General features: G+C 43.4%; 17 protein-coding genes. All 17 read right to left on the bottom strand.

Annotation, left to right across the window (positions count from 1 at the left end):
* Positions 1-5: 5 nt before the first annotated feature.
* The 17 genes from wecA to C5610_RS02455 all read right to left on the bottom strand — a co-directional run bounded on the left by wecA (position 6) and on the right by C5610_RS02455 (position 22154).
* Positions 6-1106: a UDP-N-acetylglucosamine--undecaprenyl-phosphate N-acetylglucosaminephosphotransferase gene (wecA, locus tag C5610_RS02535; protein WP_105305750.1), complete on the bottom strand. Its 1101-nt coding sequence runs from the start codon at positions 1104-1106 to the stop codon at positions 6-8.
* Between the two features lie 138 nt (positions 1107-1244).
* Positions 1245-2369, bottom strand: coding sequence for a glycosyltransferase (locus tag C5610_RS02530; protein ID WP_158682641.1), 1125 nt, complete (start codon positions 2367-2369; stop codon positions 1245-1247).
* A 1420-nt stretch (positions 2370-3789) separates the two neighbouring features.
* On the bottom strand, positions 3790-4974 hold the full coding sequence (locus C5610_RS02525) for a hypothetical protein (protein WP_105305748.1): 1185 nt from the start codon (positions 4972-4974) through the stop codon (positions 3790-3792).
* Positions 4974-6065 carry a hypothetical protein gene (locus C5610_RS02520; protein ID WP_105305747.1) on the bottom strand — a complete coding sequence of 364 codons (1092 nt, stop codon included), beginning with the start codon at positions 6063-6065 and terminating at the stop codon, positions 4974-4976. Before C5610_RS02520 ends, C5610_RS02525 begins: the two co-directional genes overlap by 1 nt.
* A 1315-nt stretch (positions 6066-7380) precedes the next feature.
* Positions 7381-7581 (bottom strand): hypothetical protein, encoded by a 201-nt coding sequence (locus C5610_RS02515; RefSeq protein WP_105305746.1) that lies wholly within the window; start codon positions 7579-7581, stop codon positions 7381-7383.
* A 110-nt stretch (positions 7582-7691) separates the two neighbouring features.
* Positions 7692-9125, bottom strand: a complete 1434-nt coding sequence (locus C5610_RS02510) for a lipopolysaccharide biosynthesis protein (RefSeq protein WP_105305745.1) — start codon at positions 9123-9125, stop codon at positions 7692-7694.
* Between the two features lie 9 nt (positions 9126-9134).
* Entirely contained in the window at positions 9135-10304 is a 1170-nt protein-coding gene (locus C5610_RS02505; protein ID WP_262339978.1) for a TDP-N-acetylfucosamine:lipid II N-acetylfucosaminyltransferase, read from the bottom strand.
* Positions 10305-10315: 11 nt separating this feature from the next.
* A complete protein-coding gene (locus C5610_RS02500) occupies positions 10316-10879 on the bottom strand; it encodes an acyltransferase (protein WP_105305743.1) in 564 nt (187 codons plus the stop codon).
* Positions 10880-10881: 2 nt separating this feature from the next.
* Positions 10882-11982 carry a DegT/DnrJ/EryC1/StrS family aminotransferase gene (locus C5610_RS02495; protein WP_105305742.1) on the bottom strand — a complete coding sequence of 367 codons (1101 nt, stop codon included), beginning with the start codon at positions 11980-11982 and terminating at the stop codon, positions 10882-10884.
* On the bottom strand, positions 11979-12857 hold the full coding sequence (rfbA, locus tag C5610_RS02490) for a glucose-1-phosphate thymidylyltransferase RfbA (protein ID WP_105305741.1): 879 nt from the start codon (positions 12855-12857) through the stop codon (positions 11979-11981). The genes C5610_RS02495 and rfbA overlap by 4 nt, the downstream gene beginning before the upstream one ends.
* Complete coding sequence (gene rfbB, locus C5610_RS02485; RefSeq protein ID WP_105305740.1) at positions 12854-13939, bottom strand: dTDP-glucose 4,6-dehydratase; 1086 nt, start codon at positions 13937-13939, stop codon at positions 12854-12856. Before rfbB ends, rfbA begins: the two co-directional genes overlap by 4 nt.
* Positions 13940-14020: 81 nt before the next feature.
* Positions 14021-14947, bottom strand: coding sequence for a Wzz/FepE/Etk N-terminal domain-containing protein (locus C5610_RS02480; protein ID WP_105307679.1), 927 nt, complete (start codon positions 14945-14947; stop codon positions 14021-14023).
* A gap of 204 nt (positions 14948-15151) precedes the next feature.
* On the bottom strand, positions 15152-17914 hold the full coding sequence (locus tag C5610_RS02475) for an SLBB domain-containing protein (RefSeq protein WP_262339977.1): 2763 nt from the start codon (positions 17912-17914) through the stop codon (positions 15152-15154).
* Positions 17915-18124: 210 nt separating this feature from the next.
* Entirely contained in the window at positions 18125-20251 is a 2127-nt protein-coding gene (locus tag C5610_RS02470) for a YjbH domain-containing protein (protein WP_105305739.1), read from the bottom strand.
* Positions 20244-21053 (bottom strand): capsule biosynthesis GfcC D2 domain-containing protein, encoded by an 810-nt coding sequence (locus tag C5610_RS02465; protein ID WP_105305738.1) that lies wholly within the window; start codon positions 21051-21053, stop codon positions 20244-20246. The genes C5610_RS02470 and C5610_RS02465 overlap by 8 nt, the downstream gene beginning before the upstream one ends.
* On the bottom strand, positions 21050-21757 hold the full coding sequence (locus C5610_RS02460; protein ID WP_105305737.1) for a YjbF family lipoprotein: 708 nt from the start codon (positions 21755-21757) through the stop codon (positions 21050-21052). Before C5610_RS02460 ends, C5610_RS02465 begins: the two co-directional genes overlap by 4 nt.
* A gap of 100 nt (positions 21758-21857) precedes the next feature.
* Positions 21858-22154, bottom strand: coding sequence for a hypothetical protein (locus C5610_RS02455; protein WP_105305736.1), 297 nt, complete (start codon positions 22152-22154; stop codon positions 21858-21860).
* Positions 22155-22286: the final 132 nt, after the last annotated feature.

Below are 22286 nucleotides of genomic sequence, written 5' to 3'. Positions count from 1 at the left end.
TGCAACTAATCCTTTACTTTCGTTTCAGGCTTTGACCGCCGTTTTACCCAAGTGACCACTTTCCAGGCATGTTTTATCAGATAACAATAAAACACAAAGACCGATACGTATAAACCCAGTACAATCCAGTCGGCCACGTAAAACAGCTCAAGCGCAATACCAAGTAATGCTTTTATCAGCGCAATACTTAAAATGAAAAGTAAAGCTTCACGAGAGGTGAGACCTGCCCGCATAAAAATGTGGTGTAGATGGTTACGGTCAGGTTTGAAGGGAGACTGTCCTTTGGCTGTACGGCGGAACATGATAGCGAGCATGTCCATTAACGGTACGGCGATAAACCACAATACGATGACGGGTCTTACCGGAGTAGATTCATTGGTTTGTAACGAGGGTTGGGTTAGCAGTGTCAGTAGCCAGACGATGGCAAGACCAATAAACATGGAACCGGCATCGCCCATAAACACTTTGCGAACATTCTTAAAGGGGAAACTGGTATTACGTGCGATAAACGGAATCAATGCGGCAGCGATAACCATGCTGGTGGTGTGAACAAAGTCGTTACCGTGAGCATAACCAAGGAAAGCTATGGCCGCAAAACTAATAAATGATAATCCGCCGAGCAAACCATCGATACCGTCAACCATGTTATAAGCGTTCATGGCGGCCATGATAGCCAACAAGGTAAAAGGTATACCCCATACGCCCAGTTTGATATCACCCAAACCAACCAGGTTGCCTAAATTGGTAATGTAGGTTTCTGCACCAAAGACAATAATTAACGCAACCAGTAATTGTGCAACGATTCTGAGCCGCACACTCAAGTCATGCTTATCATCCAACACACCAATAAAGACCATGAGTGCACTGGCCACAACAAACAGCCTAGCGCCCTCCTCTGTGCTGATAAAACCGAGTAACATGACTGCCGTGGTAATAAAGATAGAAATACCACCGACAAGAGGAATACTCCCATTGTGTTGCTTGCGGCTACAGGGTATGTCGAGTAACCGGTAACGATGGGCAATTGGAATCAACGCGCGACTAAGAAAAGCTGACGTTAGCAATGCAATCAAAAATATTATTACAAGTGTCGTGGATTGATTCACTAACTAACCTCTTTATACAATTTAGTTTATTAGAGTAGAATCTAAATAGCTAAAACATGTTCAACCGAAAGATATAATCGTATTCATATCCGCAAAAAAGATATTATTATGATTACTTTTGTAATGTAAATTAGATTCTTATAAAATCCAACAATCAGCATTTAGCTTCAAGCATTTCTCTAAATAATCGACAAGCTGCTTTGCCTTAACATTAGCATCAAAATTCTCTTTTGAAAGGTTAAAGCATGCGCCTTTCATTTTTAAGAATCTGCTTTCATTATTCCAATAGTCCATAAATTTTCTGGCGGCATCTTTGACTTCACCTTTATTAACAATTATACCTGTAATATTATTGATAACAGCATCCCTACAACCAGGAACGTCGTAAACAACACTTGGTACACTACAAGCTGCCGCCTCCATTACGCAAACTGGAAAGCCCTCACATTTAGAAAAAAGCACAAGTATGTCAATATTATTATAATGCTCTTCAGGATTGTCCACGTAACCGTGAAAAAAAACTTTATCCTGAAATTCTTCCTTTATTTCTTTTATATCTTTTTGGGACAATGAGCTAGGGTTCTTTGGATAGACATCGCCAATAAAATGCAACTCTGCTTCTGAGTGATAGTTATTAATTATATATCTAAAGAACGTAACCGCGTCGAACACCCCTTTATCAGCAACCAGGCGGCCTACATATCCGATTCTGAGTATTTCTCTTTTACTAAAAGCGGTACTGGAAGCAAATTTATCTAGCTCAATCCCAACTCCACCTGTTATATTTTCTTTAGAAACACCGATTATTTTAGCTTCATAATTATTACAAGTTAAAACATTATTAGACCTAAGACTAACAAGCCTCCTCAAACACCACTGCCTAACTTTAGACGTTGCAAATAAACTACCGAGCCCCTCAACATACAGAACCAATCTCTTACCTAAAAATAAAGTAGATAAATAAGTAAGGAGATAGGTAGATATAAAGTGGCAAACAAAAATGCAATGGCGATTCTTAAAGTTCTTAATCCTAAATTTTATTAGAGCAATATTTAACAACAAAGAACGAAGAAAAATATTTTTTATCAAAGGCAACTCTGGAACTATGCACCCCATGGCCACCAATCTTCTTCTTGATTCTTTATTATCGCAAGGAGCTAAAACAACGACAGTATAACCTTCTGATAAAAGCCTGGAAATATAAACCTTTCTAAATGTCAATACAGTAGACAAAATATTTTGAACTATAATAACCGATTTCACAAATCGCCCCAGTATATATGTAAATGTTAACTTATGTAGTTAAAAGACAATGCTAAATCTTAAAAATAGAGCAATACAATGTAAAGTAGACCCTCTTTAATATCAGAAACAAAGTATATCTCGAAGATCTACTCAACTAAGAGTGAATATCAACAACCAATAGTCGAAAAAGACTACCAGTAAACTAAGAAGGAGTTTCAAATAATTCCAAAGAGCAATCTATTTTTCTTTGCGATAAACCTCTCATTTTTGAATTTGTTAGAGATTTTTGTGTAGCCATATTATTCTCAAGACTTTAAAAGTACACAGCAAAAGTTAAAACCATAAAATATTATAGAACTGGACTTCCCAGCCATCGCTCACTAGACAGTATTTAGATTTTGAAAATCGCTAGGAAAAACACCGCTCACGTAAGAACGACGCTGCTTAGTTTTGTAAAAATCTCAATAAAACTAAAGATTTCAGCCTTAACACAATTCAAGTTAGAGTAACTCTTCTTTCGGATAATCTGCTTATTAAAGGAGACAAAAAGCCTCTCAGCAAGGGTGTTATCGTGACTGCTCGTCCATCGCCCCATCGACGGCATTAGACTGCAAGTTCGCATGAGCGACAGATACTACCCATATTTCCATTCATTGACCAGCCTCCGCACTTCCGGAGAGCAATTTATTAATGGTTGCTGCATAAACAAAAAACTTCATTCTTACAGACAGTGCTCATGTTGCCTACCCACAAATCATTTGGCATTACAGGATTAAACTGACGCTCTAAAACATTTTCAGAAACGCAGCTATACGCACCTCATTTATGTGTCAGGCTTGATAACCAGTTTAAGTGCTGGGTTTATTGAACCAAATATTCTAAGCAAAGAGACGAGCGCTGAATTTCTTAGGCTACATTAAGAAAACCTTGTCGACTCTTGAACTGCCGTAAGTGCCAACATAGGCTACTGCAGAGTCTTACTGAGTAAAAAGTCTTGCTTCTTATATCGAAAGGTAGTTTAAAGACATCTTTACCCAAACCTATAAAGCATCATATATCTATTTCAATATTAGATACGCGCAGAAGAAAGTAAATGTTTTTTTAGGTCACAGCTAAAATCTATCTCATTTTAACGGTCTACAAATTCTATTTTAGCTTATATACAATAATATATTCAGTTAGTTTTTAACACGTTTTAGCTGAGATTAAAGTTTTTCTACACGTAGCTATTTTCTAGAAGGATTGATAGTGTTTAATATATTTAAGAGCTTAAACCACCAGCATTAAGGTTAATTGACAAGCTTACAGCACGAACAGCAATTTCAAAAAAAAGAACAACGCAATCAGACATCTGCATTACGGCTTCAACCTTTAATTTTCTGATTATAAAATTGACCTTTACTCTTGGACAACTCTAGTAGCCTTTATATTTTAACGGTTAAAGTCCAGGATGTTTTATATTCTTATTTTTAATTAACCGTATAAAAGAAACAATAAATATAGAATAACACATTACAAACCAAAGTTTTGTTTTATAAAATTCGAACCCTGTATAAAGGAAGAAAACCGAATCAACTGTAATTAAAAATAAAAATATTGAAAAAGTCGACTTTACCGTTAGGCTTCTAAACCAGTTAATAATACGTGCAAATATGAATGCGTAAACCAGAGTTCCAAACCCAAATGCAAATCCTACTTTTGATATCGCGTGCTCTAAATTATATTTTGGGTTTAAAATAAAGCCACCGTCTGAAGTGCTTTCAAGCGTATTTTCTATAAGCCGTTGGTAAGCCCTATCAATATTTAAAATTGAGAGTGGGTTAAATACTGAAAGAGAAGAAATATCATAAAATTCCGATCTATTTATTACGTAGAATGAGTTAACTGACGCGCTTAAAATATAATCAACAAAGCCGCCTACCCCCCCTCCTCTACCAAAAGTAAAAAATCCAATTAACAACGCAACAAGGGCTAATCCAATTATAACTTCAGGCTTTTCAAGCTTCTCAGATTTAACAACAAAGCGAGCAACAATAAAATATATAAAAGCATGTATAATTGTAAACTTGATCCCATGAAAAAGCGTAGTTAAAAACAAAAGAAGTATAATAAAAATGTCGAGTAGATTATATTTTCTATATCCAAGAATTAAAGCGAAAAAGGTGAGTGCCGACAAGTGCAGAAAATACAGATAATTTGTTATTACATTCTTCCCAAAACCTGCTTCCCACTCTCTTAAGTTTGTCAGATATATACTTATAGAAGGCGCTTGTGAGAGATTATAAAAAGCTGCACCAATAGCTATGAATGAAGTTATGTATACGGCATAGCCAACCTGTGTCTCACTGAGCGTGTAAAAAAAATTTGGTTGTTTCTTATTAGATAGATTCAGAAAAAAAACAATAAAAGCCATAAAATACACAAACCAGTAAAAAACCAGTTTTAAAGACATTTCCACACTGTCGTACACATACATACTGCGCCATATTGCCCCCTCCCATACCCCATCAAGAGCAAATGAAAGCACAACTAATGAAAACCCAAATAAAGCAATATAAAACCAGACATTCCTTTTTATTATAATTGCGAATAAGACGGTTGAAAAGGAAATAAGGGTAAACATCAGAAGTTTTCATTTAGCCAGATAAATTCATTAACCACATCGTCCCAAGTTCTTCGGTAACTTTCTAGGTTAAATTCATTATTCAGAAATAAAGATATATCTTTGAAATCATCCAAATTAAGTATATAAAAACCCTTATCTTGCAGTTTAGGGTATGAGTAAGGAGAAACAAAAAAGGTTGGTAAATCGAACGAGTTATACTCATACATTTTTAGAGGTGAAAAGAGGGGTTTTTCTTTATAGAATCTAGTATCTATGAGCAACCCAGCATTAGCGATATTTAATACCTCCGGAATTTTATTCCTTTGTATTTTACCCTCTAGAAAAATCAAATCACTGAGCATTTTTAAATTAATTTCTTTTTCCAAAAAATTAAAGCTCTTACCGGTTCCGTAGAGTTTAAACCTAATCTTTTTCTTCAGAAGGAAGCTTCTATGGCTGTACACACAGTCAATTAAGTATTGAAAGTTTTGCCATTTTGCGAAATTACCTATAAAAACAATATTTTTCCAATCGTCATTGTCTTTACGGACGCTTAGGTCCTTTTTCACAAGTTCTGTGCCATTATTGATTGTTAAAACCCTATCCAGACTATAAACATCTTTTAAATATTCTGTTATTCCTGATGAAACACTAATAACGCTTTTTACTTGACGACACATAAAAAAATTGATTTTTGAAATTATTTTATTCAGCAATAATGAATAGCCAGCCTTGCTTTCAATTTCTGACACACCATTAACCTCAACAAAACATTTTTTTCTTATAATCAACACTTTAAGTAGAAGAACCGGACTATAGTTTGTAAGTCTTATATAAAATTTACACATGCTAAAATTATAAATGAAAAGACAGATTACATTATATAAAACACGTGACAAAACAACATTAAAAACAAACGGGGTATATTTAATCTTGATATTTTTATATTTTTCCAAGCTTGCTAGTTTTGTTTTGTTTTTTTTAATTGTATAAAACATTATATTATAATCTTTTCTTGCTAAAGATTTTAAAAAACCAACTGCGTGTGTCAGCTCTCCTGAGTTTTGAGAGAAAACCACATCATTTAGATAAACAATTTCTTTATTCACTTCATCTCCTTAGTTTAGGAAAGAAAATTGATAAGGCACCCGAAGCAATTATCAAACCGGATTCATCGAAAAAAAACTGAATTTACGAGTTTTATTTATCGACTACAAAGCTGGTTTTAAAATTTCTTTCTAAGTAAGCGCTGCGCAATAATCTTACGACTCTTCTATCAGCGGCAATAACAATGCATCGTTTTGCTTTGATGTTTTTCAACCGAGTTTTCCATAAAAACCTGTTTTAAAGAAAAGCGGTATTATGCTTATTTTCCTTGATATTGGAGGAATTCAGCGCAACGCGACCAACGAGAGTCCAGTCTCTGGAGCTGACTTATCAGCGGCCCGCGCGGCTGCGTATTTACTGCTCATATAATGAGGCGTGGTTGGCTAATATGGCGTTATCTTTGTAACGGTTCAGATATACCCAGTGTCACGAGGTTAGTACCGCTGTGCAGATTATGCTCGTTGTAAACGTTAACGAGTTCCATTATCCACTGCCTTACGTACATAAGTGAGTTAAACCCTTTGCGCGGCCATTTTGGTAGTACTTTACGGTCCGGAACAACGATTCTGTATACGAATTATCGTTACTCACGCACGCCAAGTTGTGCCACATAGCAATAAGCGGACAGGTTAACTTTAATTTCCATGTAAACTAGATCATCGGCGCTCCGTCATCTAGAGATGCAGTACCGGCGGATTATGTCAGCAGCCCTCACGGAACAGAGTTCGCTCAACCAATTGTTCTGCCAGTTCACCGAATACTTTTCCATGGACTTCGCAGCCGAAAATTTTGTGGCTGTAAATATCAAATATTAAGTACAGATGCCAGAAGACGCCTTTATCGGCCAGTAACGGTGCGATTTTTTAAGGCAGGTCAATCCGCATACCGCGGTAAGTAACAGACCGTCAGAATACGCTGCTCTTCGTCTTCGCTCAGCTGCCGGAGCTGTTTAAATAGCGCTGGTGTAGGGCGTTTATCCGGCTCCGGATTAGCCCAGCGTTTTAACGTGCTTTGGTTTATTTAAATAACGAACGTGAGCTTCCCAGTAGGGCTATGCGCCGTCATTAGTCGCTCGTTAAGGTCATCGGATAGGCTTATAGGCTCGCTTAACAACGAACCTTGGCTTTAAGCTTCTTGATTTTTTTTGGCCGTTTTTTACGCTCTTGCTTGACCTGGCGCTCACTTTCAGCGGTGCGCCCGAAGCCCTTCAGGCAAACCGTACGCTACTATTTTCCTTCTCGATAAATTATCCGTTTCCAGACAATAGATCGATAGTTCGGCTTCTAACAAGCAAATCGTGTCGATAACGATGGTTAATTACTCTTCAACTGAATAGTTATCAATCTTAATCTGATATCCAGGCACTGCAATTCCTTGCTCACGACACTGTTTTAACCAAAGATACGAGGTGTGCTGGCTGGCGCCATCCTCATTAGCAACAGAGTTTACAGAGCGACTCTGTGGTGGTAATAATTTTTTAAGTGTTGCTGCTTTACGCTCTTCGGAGTAACGTGGCATAAATCAACCTATACCGCCCGCTATTTATTAATAGTCAAATTGGCAACTAACAACAAGGCTGAAGTAATGGAAACTCATCTCTGCGATTGCAACAGGTTAAAACTGGTGTTTCAGCTATTAGTACCATCTAGATTCAACTTGGTTCTGCCGCGAACAAATTTGAAAGTTGCTATATACTCGCGTTTGAAACTGATACAACTAGCTAGAATTACAATGATCCAACCTATTATCATAATCTCTGCCAATTCATTACCATATAATGTAAAAATAGAGGCTAGCAGAACAATAATAGAGGTATATGCGTAAACTATAGTCCTAGGCATTTTTCGCCAAAGATGAATTGAGAACTCTGTGCGTAACACGAAAAATACTAAGAAAGATATGCATGTGCTAACAGCTGCACCCTCAGCACCAAATTCGGGTATGAGTAATAAATTCCCAATAATATTTACACAAAACGCCAATAGTGCTGCTAGCATTGCAAAGGAGCTGCGCCTTGAAATACCTATACCGACTACCGTGGTTTCAGAAAGTGTATAAAGTAGGGGATAACCTAAACATGAAACTACAATCCATTGCACTGCATCATACTCTGGCGGCAGAAAGTAAGTCACAATCCAAGAAAAGAGTCCTGCGAAGCAAAATACGAGCACAACAATAGCAAGAACAAACCTAGTTGTTTTTTCAACATTCTCAAGACCTTGCCCTGAACTTGCCCATTTGTATACCGTCGGCGCCCAGACGGTGGAAAAAACACTTTGAAATATAGTGGCGGCGGCAGCAAAACTAACTGAAACAGAATAAACAGCTAACTCTTCAAAACTTGAAAGTGTACGAAGAAACACTTTATCTAAAGCAGTTAACCCCCAAAAAGCAAGCCCACCAAATATTAAAGGAAGTCCAAATCTAAGCATCGACTTAACTTCGATACAATTAAAAGACGAGTGTATTGCTTTTAGCCATTCTGCTCGTGTATTCCAAGCAAACACCATTGTAACCGCTACAACAGAAGCCGTCATTGCGACAACCAAGTTCGTTAGACTTTTTTTAACATCCAACAATACGTATAAGCCAATCAGAATAACGAGTAATAACTTTGGTAAAAGCTGACTCATCGAGTACGCCAGTCCACGTTCGTTCATGCGCAAAACTAACGATAAAAAACGCGACGTAAAATTGGCTAATAAAGCAAGTGTAACCAGCAAGCTCAGGTGGGTCGCAGGAACTTCAAACAATAAGTCTGAAATTAACCCCCCGAAATATAATAAAACCGCAATAGTAAATGTAAGCAATGAAAATCCTGGTAAGGCAGCATGCTTAAGCAGTGCTGGTTTATCCTTTCGCTCGTGGAACTCCCTCACATACGCCTGATCAAGTCCTAGACTGAATAAAAGTACGCTAAAGCTTAGAGTCACTTGAAGCATCGACAGACGTCCGACATCCTCTTGGGCAAAAAACCAAGTGACTAAAGGTAGGGTTATAAGCCCGAAGAGGGCCCCGCTGACAGGACCTATTGCAAAACTAACGATTTTTCTTGGTGTCAATTTAAATATCTACGCCCGAGTTTTTGCCAGATTATGATTCTGTCGACTTAAGAATAAAGCTCTTTTCACTATATTCTTAGTTCTTTCAATCCCCTTTTCACGACACCAGTAGTCGACAACTAGTTGTCGATTATTCTTTTTTTCCTCCGAGGACAAAGGAGTATCGATTAAAGATGGTTCACTCTCAAGTTCTTGAACAGAGGACAGCACTACCCCGATTTCATTTAAAAAAGTATAAGTTGGATTTTCTTCTCTAAGGAAGATGCGAGCCCCGAAATAGAGCATTATCACGATATTTCCAACAGCCTGTTGTCTTTTATGGTTCATTATAACAAAACCACATTTTTTGATAGCTTGTACGTAATCATCAATCGCCATAAAATCTATTAAAGGTACAAAGTTTCTTCCGAATAAATCGTAGCCCATTTTTTTTATTCTACTACCATAGCCTTTATTACCGTAACTCAAAGGCAATACAATATATCGGTCAGAGACGTTTAGATTTCTAAGCAAGTTAAAGATTTCTAAATGATTACTTGTTGAAGAAGCACTATTTCCAACTAAAATTGAATTTGAATCAACCTCGGTATTTTCATAACCTCTTATAAAGTTATCTTCTATTGTGCCATAATTCCATTGCAAATATTCTGGAAAATTCTTCCATTTTCTTGAGCTACGAACTAAATCATATTCTTGAGGAAGTACTGGTGAGAATAAGGTAATTTTTTCAATCGCATCGATTTTGGTTTTATTTACTTTAAGTTTCTCAAGTATAGTTCTAACTTTACTTGCTATGAATGAGACATAGCTTTTTATTCTGGCATTCTCTGTGACTTTTTGGGTTTCTGCTAAAAGCAACGATTCCGGCGAGGTGATTAGATTATAATAATCATAACCCCATCCTAGCCATATTGTTGGAATCTCTTCTGGAACTGAAAAAATCTCGGAGAAAAACAATTCGCTTAATGAATGAAAAATTACAACATCATACTCAGCATAGTCATGAGCGTTGAGAGTTGGATTTTTCAATATTCTATTTGGCTTAATTATCTTATCGACAGCAAGCTTTACATATTTAAGGCTTCTCGATCTTGAAAAAACGTATATATCATTTGATCCAGGGAAGGCTTCCTCAAACAATAAACTTGCATGATCTATAAACTTATCATCAGTTGCCAAATGTAGAATTCTCATGATTTACTCAAAAAAGTCCTTTCTAATTTCAACAAATTTTTTTTTCTTTCTTTTAAGTATTTCGCAGGAACACCAGAATAGACTTTGAAATCTTCACAGTTTTTGTTTACAAGACTTAGCGCACCAATTGCAACTCCATCACCCAAAGTTACACCAGGAAGAATGACACTTCCTGAACCGATAATTGAGTGACGGCCAACATAAACGGGTGCAACGCGCACGTTTTTGTATTCATTTGGAATAGTTGGGTTTGTCATCGATTGGCCCGAGTAATCATCATTACTGCTATAAATACTTACACGAGAAGATATATTGCAAAAGTCTGAGAGAGTTACCTTGCCTGCACCGATTATCGAAGTAAACACCGCGATGTGAATATTGCTACCAATATTTATTCCTTCCACACCTGCCGAGATGACACAAAAATCGTCTATTCTTACATTTGAACCAACTGAAATATTTGCTGGATTATAAATAGATGCTTTATCTGAAATTAATACTTTTGAACCTAAACTTTTAAAACCAATTTCATTTAATTCTGATTGAGTTAAAAAAGCCATAGCTAACTACCATTTTTGTTTTTTATGATTCTTATTATTAAATCAACAATCTCATAATCTAGGGATTCATAGATAGGAAGACACATAATTCTCTTGGATATATCTCGAGAAATTTTATTAATAGTAATATTATTAATAAAAACTAGTGAATCCAAAGAAGGCGAAAAATAACGACGTGCTGTAACACCATTAACTTTAAGATAGGACAGTAAGTCCATTAACTCCGATTCGCTATTTAGAATAACTGGAACATAGGCTCCATTACTCGTTATGAAAGGATGCATTTTTTGTAATACACAAGTATCAAGCAACTTATCGTTATAGTATTCTTTTATGTCTTTCCTTTTTTTTATTACATTATTTATATCGTCTAATATTGCTAAACCAACGGCTGCTTGGAATTCGTTCATCTTGGCGTTAATACCAAGTTCGTCTATTGTTTCTGATCCTGTAATACCAAAACTAATTAATTTTTTTGCTTTGTCTAAATCTTCTTTGCGCTTAAAAACAATAGCACCACCTTCAATGGTATGAAAAACCTTAGTCGCATGAAAGCTAAGCGTAGCAGCGTCACCCCATTTCAATAAACTCTCACCTTTATAATTAACCCCAAAGGCATGCGCTGCATCGTAAATAATTTTTAGGTTGTGTTTATTACCAATTTCCTCGATAGCTTCCACGTCACAAGCATTCCCAAATACATGCACTGGAACTATTGCTTTAGTTTGCTCTGTAATTGCAGGCTCAATCTTGTTAGGATCTAAACACCAAGTATCAGGATCAATATCTGCAAAAACTGGCTCGATACCTTCCCACTTCAGTGAACTGGATGTAGCTACAAAGGTAAATGGCGTAGTAATTGCCTCGGCCGGCTTACCGCAGACTGTCTCTGGGATATTCAAAGCTCGATAAGCGATTTGCAATGCCAATGTACCATTAGAAACGAGCAATAAATTCTCTACGCCCAGATATTCTTCTAGTCGTTTAGTCAGTTCTTGAACCAATGGACCATTGTTCGTTAGCCATTCTCGTTCGTAAATACCGTCAACGTATTTATCGAATTTTTCACGACTGGGTAAGTAAGGTTTAGTTACAGGTATCATTTTGACGACGTCTTTGGTTTAAGGCTTAGTAAGTATTGACCATAACCGTTCTTCCGCAGATCAAGCCCAGCCTTTTGCACTTGCTCCCAGCTCAGCCAGTTTTGTAAGTAGCCTATCTCTTCCAAACAGGCAATTTTGTACCCCTGCCGCTTTTCAATAGTTTCTACAAACTGAGCTGCTTCCAGCAAGCTTTCATGGGTGCCAGTATCAAGCCAAGCAAAACCCCGGCCTAACAGTTCAACATTTAACTCCCCTCGCTCAAGGTATGCTTCATTTATACTGGTAATTTCGAGCTCCCCTCTAGCTGAAGGTTTAACTTCTTTCGCTATTTTTACCACTTCATTGTCATAAAAATAAAGCCCAGTCACCGCATAATTAGATTTCGGGTTATCAGGCTTCTCTTCAATTGAAACAGCTCGTTTATTCTCGTCAAACTCAACGACACCAAAACGCTCAGGATCTTTTACTTGGTATCCAAAAACTGTTGCACCCGATGTTTGTTTTGCTGAATGCTGAAGTTTAGGGCTGAAGCCCTGTCCATAAAAAATGTTATCACCAAGCACCAAGCACACACTATCATCACCGATAAACTCCTCTCCGATAATAAAAGCTTGTGCTAAACCATCAGGGCTTGGTTGCTCTTTATAGCTAAGCTCTATACCAAACTGAGAGCCATCACCTAAAAGCTTTTCGAAGTTTGGTAAGTCTTCTGGTGTGGAAATAATGAGGATTTCACGAATACCCGCCAGCATTAATACTGACAGCGGATAGTAAATCATTGGTTTGTCGTAAATGGGTAATAGTTGTTTCGACACACCTTTTGTTATTGGGTATAGACGCGTCCCTGATCCCCCCGCTAACACTATTCCTTTCATTTTACTTCTCCTGACTGTGCGCTTCCTAATCGCTCTCGTTGGTAGCTTCCATCCTGCACTCGCTGACACCACTCTTGATTCTCTAAATACCATTGCACGGTTTTACGAATACCCGACTCAAAGGTTTCTTCAGGCACCCAGACTAAATCGTTTTTAATTTTTGTTGAGTCAATGGCGTAGCGCATGTCATGGCCGGGGCGGTCTTCAACGTACGTTATTAAGTCTTTATACGAGCTGTTAATGGGTACTAACTCATCGAGTATGTCGCAAATGGTGGTGACCACTTCAATGTTTTGCTTTTCGTTATGCCCACCAATGTTGTAAGTTTCGCCCACTTTGCCTTCTGTGGCCACTTTTACTAATGCGCGAGCATGGTCTTCCACATACAGCCAATCGCGTATTTGGTTGCCTTTGCCATAAACCGGTAACGGCTTGCCTTCTAAGGCATTTAAAATCATTAAAGGGATGAGCTTTTCAGGGAAGTGATAAGGGCCGTAATTATTGGAGCAATTGGTGATAACCGTTGGCAAATCATAGGTGCGGTGCCACGCCCTAACTAAATGATCACTGCTGGCTTTTGAAGCGCTGTACGGTGAGCTGGGCTTGTAGGCCGTGGTTTCTGTGAATAGCGGTAGCTCACCTTCGTGTGTATCAGGATGCGGTAAATCACCATACACTTCATCGGTCGATATATGATGAAACTTAAAGGTCGCCTTTTGATTCTCCGGCAGGTTTTGCCAGTAGGCTCTTGTCTGTTCTAGCAGCGTATAAGTGCCAATAATGTTGGTTTGCATGAACTCACCGGGGCCGTCAATGGAGCGATCCACGTGAGACTCTGCCGCTAAGTGCATGACAACATCTGGTTGACGCTGCTCGAATACTCGTTTTACTTCATTAGCGTCGCAAATATCGACGTGTTCGAATGCATAACGGTTACTATCGCTGACTGATGCCAGGCTTTCTAAATTGCCTGCATAGGTCAATTTATCAACGTTGACGACCGTATGATTAGTATCATTGATGATATGCCGAATAACAGCCGAGCCGATAAATCCGGCACCACCGGTTACTAGAATTTTCATAGATTGTTAGCTTTTTTATTTACGTTTATCTCGTGCCGAGGCACGAGCTACGAATACATTGTTCTCGTGCCGAGGCACGAGCTACGAACGAAATAGGTTTCTTACTAATACAAAGCCGATGCTTAAAACACCGCCTAAAAAGGCACCAATAATGCATATTAGTGCCCGCGATGGTTTGGCTTTTTGTTCTGGTACAACGGCGGGATCAAGTGTTTGAAAAATATACTCAGGTCGCACATTTGCCAGCATAATGGTTTGTGTTTGTTTTTCTATCAACTGATAGAACACTTGCTGCATATTGCTGAGGGAAGTGTCTTGCAATTCGTTATTCAAGTATTCCAAACTGCGGCGTGCTTCTTCAATATCCCGTTGGCGCATGTGGTTGTTCACCTCGGTTACCAGCCATTCTACCCATTGTTGGGCTAACTCGGGAGATTGGTGATTTACCGATATCCTCACGAGCCCGGTTTCCTGATCTTTATCGACTGCCAGAATTTCTTTCCGAAAAACGTCGACGTATTCCCAGCTTGTTGGTTTCGGTTGTTTGGGGGGGGCTACTTCTCGCACCCATTCCTTGATATCGGGATTATAGAGATCTTGGTCGTATACCAAGCCTTGGTTTGGTGACCACTCTTTTACCGCCATCAGTTCGGGTAATATGTCGTATTTTTTTACGAATTCGGTCAAGAAGGCACGGGATTTGAGTACTTCGATGGCCATGGTGGTTTTGTCGGTTCCGGATTTACCGAGGTTAACGCCGGCTAAGCTGGCTAGGCCGCCAAGTTGTCCGGCCATGCTGGCCAGGCCTCCGCCACTGGCTTCTTCTGTGGGGGCGAGGGTGGCTTCGGCTTTGTAGATGTTCGGCAGGCTTAGTGCGTAAATGACTGAGCCGACGGCAAATACGAAGGTGATGGCGATGATCCACCATTTGCCTTGCCAGATGATGCCGAACAGTTCGCGTAGATCGATTTCGTCGTCTGCGGGTTGAGGGTGTTGTGTTTGGTCCATGGTTTTGATTTTTTTGCCTTTAGTGGCTTGCGCCAAAGGCGCAAGCTACGTATTTGTTACAGGCTTGCGCCAAAGGCGCAAGCTACGTATTTGTTACAGGCTTGCGCCAGAGGAGCAAGCTACGTGTTTGTTACAGGCTTGCGCCGGAGGCGCAAGCTACGTGTGTGTTATGGGTTTGTGCCTAGGGCGCACGCTATGTGTTTGTTATAGGTTGGATAGCGCGGCGAGGGCTACGCCGACCTGATAGATAATCTGGGTGGAGGTGCTCCACAGTTCCATATTGCTCATGTATTGTGAGTCGAGCGGCACCACAATGGTATCGCCGGGGCGTATCGCCAGGTTGTTGGCCGAGAACCAGGTGGATTTAGGCACCTCGATTGAGCCATTGGCTCTTATCACGTAAATGCGCTCGTCGTCGCCCTTCTGCCGCAAACCACCGGCGCGTTCCAGATAGTCTTGCAAGCCAAGGTTAGGATCGTACCGATACGAGCTGGCCAATTGCACTTCGCCGATAATGCTTACCGTGTCTTTCACCGTCGGCACATAAAGTGCGTCGCCGTCTTTCAGCTGAATATCATCAGTCGCGGCACTGCTGGATGCTAACACGTCTTCCAGGTCGATGATCAGTCGGCCCACGGCTTCAATATTGGCCATATCGTCCAGCAACTGTTGCAGATCAGAGTAGGCAATATTAGTGCTCTGATCGGTCAAAATGTTGGAAGCCATTTCTCGGCGCAGTTGCTGCGTTAACGCTTCTATCTGACGTTGTTCGGTGCGGCGTAAGTCGGCTCTGGTGAACACCGCTCCGCGCACAAACGCGTATTCGGTTAACCCGCCTGCCCGTTTTACCAGTTGCTGCAGAGTCTCGCCGCGACGTACGTTATAAGTGCCCGGGAATTGCACTTCGCCGCCTAAGGTTACCTGGATGGTGTTTTGCCAGGACGGTATTTTTAAGATGTTAATCTGATCGCGCCCCGACAGTTTAACGTCCTCTTCGCCGGATAATATTTCACCCAGATTAAACCTAACGTAGTCGGTCGTCGCTTCACCAGCACTGATGACGGTGCGGGTAATTTCACCCCGTTGCAGATAGGCTGATTCTCTTAAGCCACCCGCCGCATCAATGGCCGTTGCCACAGAACCATTACTTGGTAACGGATAGACGCCGGCATAGCGCACTTCACCATCAATATAAAACAGCGATAAACTGCCGGTTTCGGAATACTGGTTACGCAGTTCGTAGATGATGGGTTGCAACAAATGGTGGCGTGAATAACGCGAGTAATAGGATTCTGGGCGTTGGTCATTATTGTCTGCCTTATCGAAAAAGCTACGTACATCGCTTTCTAGCTGATTGATATCCAGGCTTCTGATGTCGTCGTCCAGATCCACCGAGACGTCTTTACCCACTAAACGGCTAAAAAACTGCTGTCGATACGCGTCAATCACCTTCTCACGCTCTTCGCGTGCTCGCTCGTCTTCTGACCGCAGCAACGTTTTTAACTGGCTGCGTTCTGCCTGCGCCGATTCGTAGCGGCTGAACAGCACCAATTTATCCTGTGGCTGTAGAGCCAGGTTTTCATCGGTCGCGCCGTTAATGGCATCCACCACGTCGAACTGTAAAACTTCTACTTTTTGCGTGGACGGCTTTTTACGCACAATCAGTCCGTAATGATGATCCGTGATTGGCAGTAAGCTCGTGTTCACATCCGTCAGTACGTCGTTAATGGTCATACCATCAGAGTATTGATAATAACCCGGTAGTGCCGCCGCTCCCACCAGCATGATGCCATCCGAAATGTCATCGCCGATCGCTCCGATATTCAGGTGATCGCCGCCCTGGATGGGCTGGCTGCGTTCTTCCGAGTGTAAATCCACGGTCTGCACGCTGCGCTGGCCATTGCGATAGCGCAGTAGTTGCGCTGAAGAGGCGTAGGCGGTGGCCTTAAGGCCACCGGCAAAATCGATGACATCGGCCAGCGTTTCGCCTTCGCTCACTTCGTACTTAGCCGGACGTACCACCGCCCCGCTGACACTCACCAGTGGTTTGCGAGCCGGGATAAACACGACATCGCCGGCGCGCAGGGTTACGTCATTGCTGTTATCACCGCGCATCAACAGGTCGTAAAGATCGAACTCGGTGACCAGCTTGCCATTGCGTTTTACCTGAATGTTACGCAGCGAGCCTATCTCGGAGATACCTCCGGCTTGCACTAATGCCTGACTTACCGTGGTTAATGAGCTGACCGTATAAGCCCCCGGCAACTCGGCTTCACCAATCACAAACACTTGCATCGAGCGAATGTCGCCCATCGATACCGCAGCCTGAACACCGATCATGCGCTCCTGTACGGTAGCTTTTATCAGCTCCTGCACTTCGCTGTATCGCAGTCCGGCCACCTGAATCGGCCCAAGATCAGTGAGGCTGATGTAGCCCTCACGGTCTACCGGCAAGGTATAACTGGCTGATTCTTTGCCGTACAGTTGTACGCGCAGGGTATCGCCGATGCCGATCAGGTAGTCGTTCGGCACCGGGGCGTTGCTAAGGGGGGAAAAGGTGGAGGGTTTACCTTTTAACACGTCGTAACCAAAAGGCTGTAACTCTTCGTTCTCTGCCGACAGACGCGCACTCAGCTCCGCAGGGGTCAACTCGTTCATGGGTCGGTTTGGGTTACCCGGGCTATCAGCGGACGAACGACGCGACGTTTCTACACCGGTGCTGGTTTTTTGTTGCCCCTGACGGCTGCTGCCATTGGACAATACCGTATCGAGATCCACCCCGTACTGACGCGCCAGCGCCTCCTGTTGAGCTCGCGGTAATTGTTTAAACTGCTCAATTTGATCCTGACTCAATTGTTGTGCGTAAACAGTAGGCAGATAACTGGATGAGGCGACAACAAAAGCAAAAAATAGCGAGATCGATACGGTTTTAATGAGCTGCTTAAAGCGCATGGTTAAGCTGAGCACGGTGTTTCCCTCAAATTTTGGTTTGGGTACGCTACCGCCCTTGGGTTGCGGTTCCCAATAACCGGTAATCGTTAAGAAGTTATTATAAAATTTATCCAAGCACGTAGTTTATCGCGGCCGATGGTTAGTGTGCAACGCTTAATTGATGCGGGATTGCGCAAAAACTAGGCGTTTAGAAGACGCGCCTGATTCACGTTATAACATCCGACTTTACCACTCGGTATAATAGCGATCGCGGGCATCGGTCAGCGGGAATAACCGATTACTGCGGCCCATCATTTGACCGCCGTCGCGGGTCAGCGGTGTCCATCCAACGCGCGCGCGGCCGGCACTGTGATTCATCTGGAACAGATCGAACGGGATGCTGACGTAGAACCCTTTACTGAAACTGCCTTCGCCATACTCTTCTGCCGAGAGATTAGTGCGCGCGGCAAAGGCTCCGACGATGATGCCGGAGTCGAATTGTTTTTCGAACTTAACTTGCACGCCTTTGTCCCCGGCCAAAAAGCGTCCGGCGGCGACTTTCAATAAGGTGCCTTTGAGGAACGAGGGTTGCCAGTATGCTGTTGCATGCCCTGTTACCACGTCATAGTCTCGCAGGCCAAAGTGCGACTCGAAGCTGCGCTGACGGGCGTAGTTGATGTCCACCCCGACCGCCCATTTAGCGCCAACTTTGCGATACAGCCATTCGCTGCCGACCCCGGCAAACATGCGCTCAAGATAGCCCCCGTAAGCGGAGGCAAACCAGTTATCACCGAGTTGTTCAAAGTAGGTTGCCTGCAGGTTATTCAGCCAGATGTCCGACTGGGTCGCGTATTCGCGCACGTAGGTACGCACCCTAGGGACGTCGGTGTTGTAGTTATCCACCAGGAAATTAAAGTCATCGTAATTGCTCAGTAAACTGCCGCTGATAATACCGTTAAGCAGCAGCTTGTCGCTGACGACCCAGTCGGCGTAAGCATCCAGCCTTAGCTGATACATATAAAAGTTTTCCGGGCTACCAAACGCCTGCTCCAGATAGGGGCGCAGCCCAACGTTGGGCCAGCCGAGCTGACGTTGATACTGGTACGCCGTGGTTGCTGGCTGCCGCGATGGCTCGACCAGTTTGTAAGAGTCTTCATAACGGCTGGTAAAATCGGCGCGATAAAACGCCCGCTTGTATTTAGCCGCATCAACTCGAACTTCCGCCAGTTGCATGTCCCAGACGTCATCAACAAAACGGTATTCTTCTACGGTTACCGGCAGCCTATTGGCCAGCACCGCGGCAGCGCGATCAATGGCCATTTTATGCTTACGATACATGCCCTGATAGCCGTACAGCGTCACCACTTTGCCGTTATCGCTGATATCAATCTTACGCGGATAAAAGCCGGATTGGTTATATACCGACAAGGCAATGTCTTTAAAATCCAGCTCGTTTACTGCGACCACCGGTGGGTTCTCGGGCGCCGCTATGGGGGGGGTATTTTTGGCCTGAGTTACGGTATTAAAGTTTGTGCGCAGGTTAAAGCCAAACATCAGCGTATTGCCGCGTTCGTAACTGAGCTGCAGGTTGGCGTTATCACTGACCCGATAATGCACCCCGTAGTTCCAGCGCGAATCCTGCAATACCGGGGTTCCGGAGGGCTCGTCATGATAGTCGTTGCCGTCATATTCCAGTTTGATGCGCAGCGGCTGCCACGGCGTCTGGTATTCAAGCCCGCCAAACACAGCGGCATTACCGCTGAACCAGTCGTCGACTTCAAACTCACCGCCGCGTCCGGATGTGCCAGTTCCTCTTTGGCAAAATTCCGTGCTGATTTCGCAAAACGGATTGGCAAAGTCGTCTGCGTTACCAAGGTAGCCAAAGCCCACCCCCAGGGTGACGTCAACAGGGCCGAAACGTTTACTGCCAACCAGATATTCGCCGGCAAATTTACCGGTGCCGGCCAGATCGCGCAGGCCGATGCTCAGTTCCGGCAGCCAGTAACTCTCTTGTAGCAACCGCAGCTTTACGTCGACGCCCCGGTCTTTGTAAGTTTGATTACCGCTAAAGCCGGGCGATGAACTGTATAAACGGGTACGAATGTCGTTATAGCGAATGGTGGCTTCCAGCCACGGGAACAGCTGCATTGACAATGCCATGCGGCGGTATTCATCGTTATCATAGTAGCTTGCGGTGAATTCGCCGACCGGCGCCATCCGCGCGGTCGGCATTTGCAACAGGCCCACACCGCCTACGTCGGATTGAGTCGGCTGTGACGCAACCACGGGATCCAAATCTTGCCCCTTAGCACAAACGGACAAACCAAGGGTCACGATGCTTAGGGTGCTGACGAGAACGCGCTGTTTAATCATTAGAATACCTTGTCAGATACACCGCAAGTACGGCAATGTCTTTGTTCAGTTCGGCAAAGCGGCCGGTTCTGGCTCGATAGGATAACCCCACCAGGGAATGTGCCTGAACCGACGCCGACAGGTGACATGGCCCCGTTGACACAAGGCTGAGCGGGGTGCGACGTGCAACCGCATAACAGTCGCTGGCGAGTGCCTGATTGTAATAGCCGATGGCAACTTCCGCGATCTCGCCGTTGGCCGCAATCGCCCAGCGGTGCAGCCCATCTGCGGCTGGTTCATCAGCGGCAAGCCCTAAACGCTGAGCCTCAGGCTCGACGGCCGGGAGTATTAATGTGTAGGACGGTGATAACGCGTTTGACAGCAACACATTATCGTCAAGTCGGGTACGCAACAAGTCCGGCGCAATGCCTAATTGGTAGGTCGCCGTCAGTGGCCAACGCCGAATGTCATCGGCAAGTCGTTTGATGCCGTTGACCATGGCGTACTGCTGGCGTTTTTCCCAGTATTCCAACAGTTCCCGCAATTGCGTCAATACCCCTTGCCGTTGTTGCTGCAGTTGCTGTTGCAATTCGGGGGTGTTGATTTTGGCGTTGGACCAGCGAATCTGCGTTAACGCCAGTTTATCGAGTCCGGCTACGGCGGCCTGTACGACATCAGCCAACCGCGTTGGCTGTTCAAACAACAGTTCTTGCGATGCCCGCTCCAGCCCCGGGTAGTGTACGGTTACCTTGAACGACTGTGCCTGCCCCCACAGCGGCAGGATTGCCGCAAACACCATCAGCCATGTTAAACAGCGATTCATTGTTGCGCTCCTTGCCCCGGGTTCGCTGGGGTCGGCGTTAGATCCGGGCGGTAGGCTTTCACTTCCAGCAGTTGCAGCGACTTCCAGCCAGGGTGCGGGGTCTGCCTGGATTTAACCACCCGTCCGCTGTGTTGTTCCAGCCAAAAATGGTTGCGCCAGTGTTGCTGGCCGTCGGCACTGGTCATGTGCTCGACCCAATGTTCGGTTTGCACCGTCTTGCCGTTACCCAGGCGAACCGTTTCCTCCGCTTGTTGGGTGAAACGGCCGTTAAACGCCATGGTTTGCTGATGAAAACCTTCGCCAATGGTGACTCTTCCCTGCCAGGATAACGAGCAGTCATCCTCTAGGGCCGTAAGGCATAGCAGCGGATCATTCGTTATACCGGCAACATGAGTGAGATTAAGCGCCACTCCCTGCGTCTGAATCGCTCGGCCGCGTTGGGTTACTAGAATTTCACCGGCGCCGGATTGCCACTTATACAGTCCTTTATCATCAAACGCCAGACCAAGCACAATTTGCGGCCCGTTATCTAAACGCAAATACTGTATCGGATAGCGATATTGCTTAATCTGTTCGCTGGTGAGTTCGATGTCCGGCGGACCAAAAACCGCGTGTTCGATGGTTTGTTGCATGGAATCAATACGTGAACCACAGGCGGTAAGTAACAACATGAGTCCGCATAAGGTCAGTTGGCGTTTGAGCATTTTTTATTGTTGTCCTGACTGAGCGTATTGGCGCAGTATAAAATAAAAAGCCGCCTCTAAAAAGAGACGGCTTTGATCTTTACAACCGTTCACGGCACTTTTACTGAGTAACTGTAGTAGTACTCGTGCTAGTGGTTGTAGATGTGGTTGTTGTTGGTGGCTCTGGATCCGGATCTGGATCTGGTGTGACGTTACCGTCATCAGAACCGCCGTCAGCGACAACAGCTACCGCTACCGCTGCAGCAACTGCAGTGATACCGATAGCTGCAGCACTCATGCCACCGATGCCAGCTGCAGTAGAACCGCCAGCTGTACCAGCGGCGCCTTCGTCCTGCGCCATTGCACCAGGAGCAGCAGCTAATAACGCTGCAGCAAATAATGCTGTTAATTTTTTCATACTTACACCTCAATGTGCGTACATTTTTCGATTGGCCAATCAAACCACATGCCTGTGGCTGATTACTTTGTACGTTAGCTGGGAAGACACAGATTTGCAAGCGGTTTTTTGTTAATGCGCCTTTGCTTTATG

The organism is Idiomarina sp. OT37-5b (assembly GCF_002968395.1).
GTDB classification, from domain to species: domain Bacteria; phylum Pseudomonadota; class Gammaproteobacteria; order Enterobacterales; family Alteromonadaceae; genus Idiomarina; species Idiomarina aquatica.
Note: the sequence above shows the minus strand (reverse complement) of the source record. Positions and strands in the feature narration are given on the sequence as shown.

Coding starts and splice junctions, on each gene's coding strand:
- C5610_RS02495 (WP_105305742.1), bottom strand. CDS start 11,982: ATGATACCTGTAACTAAACCTTACTTACCCAGTCGTGAAAAATTCGAT.
- C5610_RS02500 (WP_105305743.1), bottom strand. CDS start 10,879: ATGGCTTTTTTAACTCAATCAGAATTAAATGAAATTGGTTTTAAAAGT.
- C5610_RS02470 (WP_105305739.1), bottom strand. CDS start 20,251: ATGATTAAACAGCGCGTTCTCGTCAGCACCCTAAGCATCGTGACCCTT.
- C5610_RS02460 (WP_105305737.1), bottom strand. CDS start 21,757: ATGCTCAAACGCCAACTGACCTTATGCGGACTCATGTTGTTACTTACC.
- C5610_RS02455 (WP_105305736.1), bottom strand. CDS start 22,154: ATGAAAAAATTAACAGCATTATTTGCTGCAGCGTTATTAGCTGCTGCT.
- C5610_RS02465 (WP_105305738.1), bottom strand. CDS start 21,053: ATGAATCGCTGTTTAACATGGCTGATGGTGTTTGCGGCAATCCTGCCG.
- rfbA (WP_105305741.1), bottom strand. CDS start 12,857: ATGAAAGGAATAGTGTTAGCGGGGGGATCAGGGACGCGTCTATACCCA.
- C5610_RS02515 (WP_105305746.1), bottom strand. CDS start 7,581: ATGCCACGTTACTCCGAAGAGCGTAAAGCAGCAACACTTAAAAAATTA.
- C5610_RS02525 (WP_105305748.1), bottom strand. CDS start 4,974: ATGTTTACCCTTATTTCCTTTTCAACCGTCTTATTCGCAATTATAATA.
- rfbB (WP_105305740.1), bottom strand. CDS start 13,939: ATGAAAATTCTAGTAACCGGTGGTGCCGGATTTATCGGCTCGGCTGTT.
- C5610_RS02480 (WP_105307679.1), bottom strand. CDS start 14,947: ATGGACCAAACACAACACCCTCAACCCGCAGACGACGAAATCGATCTA.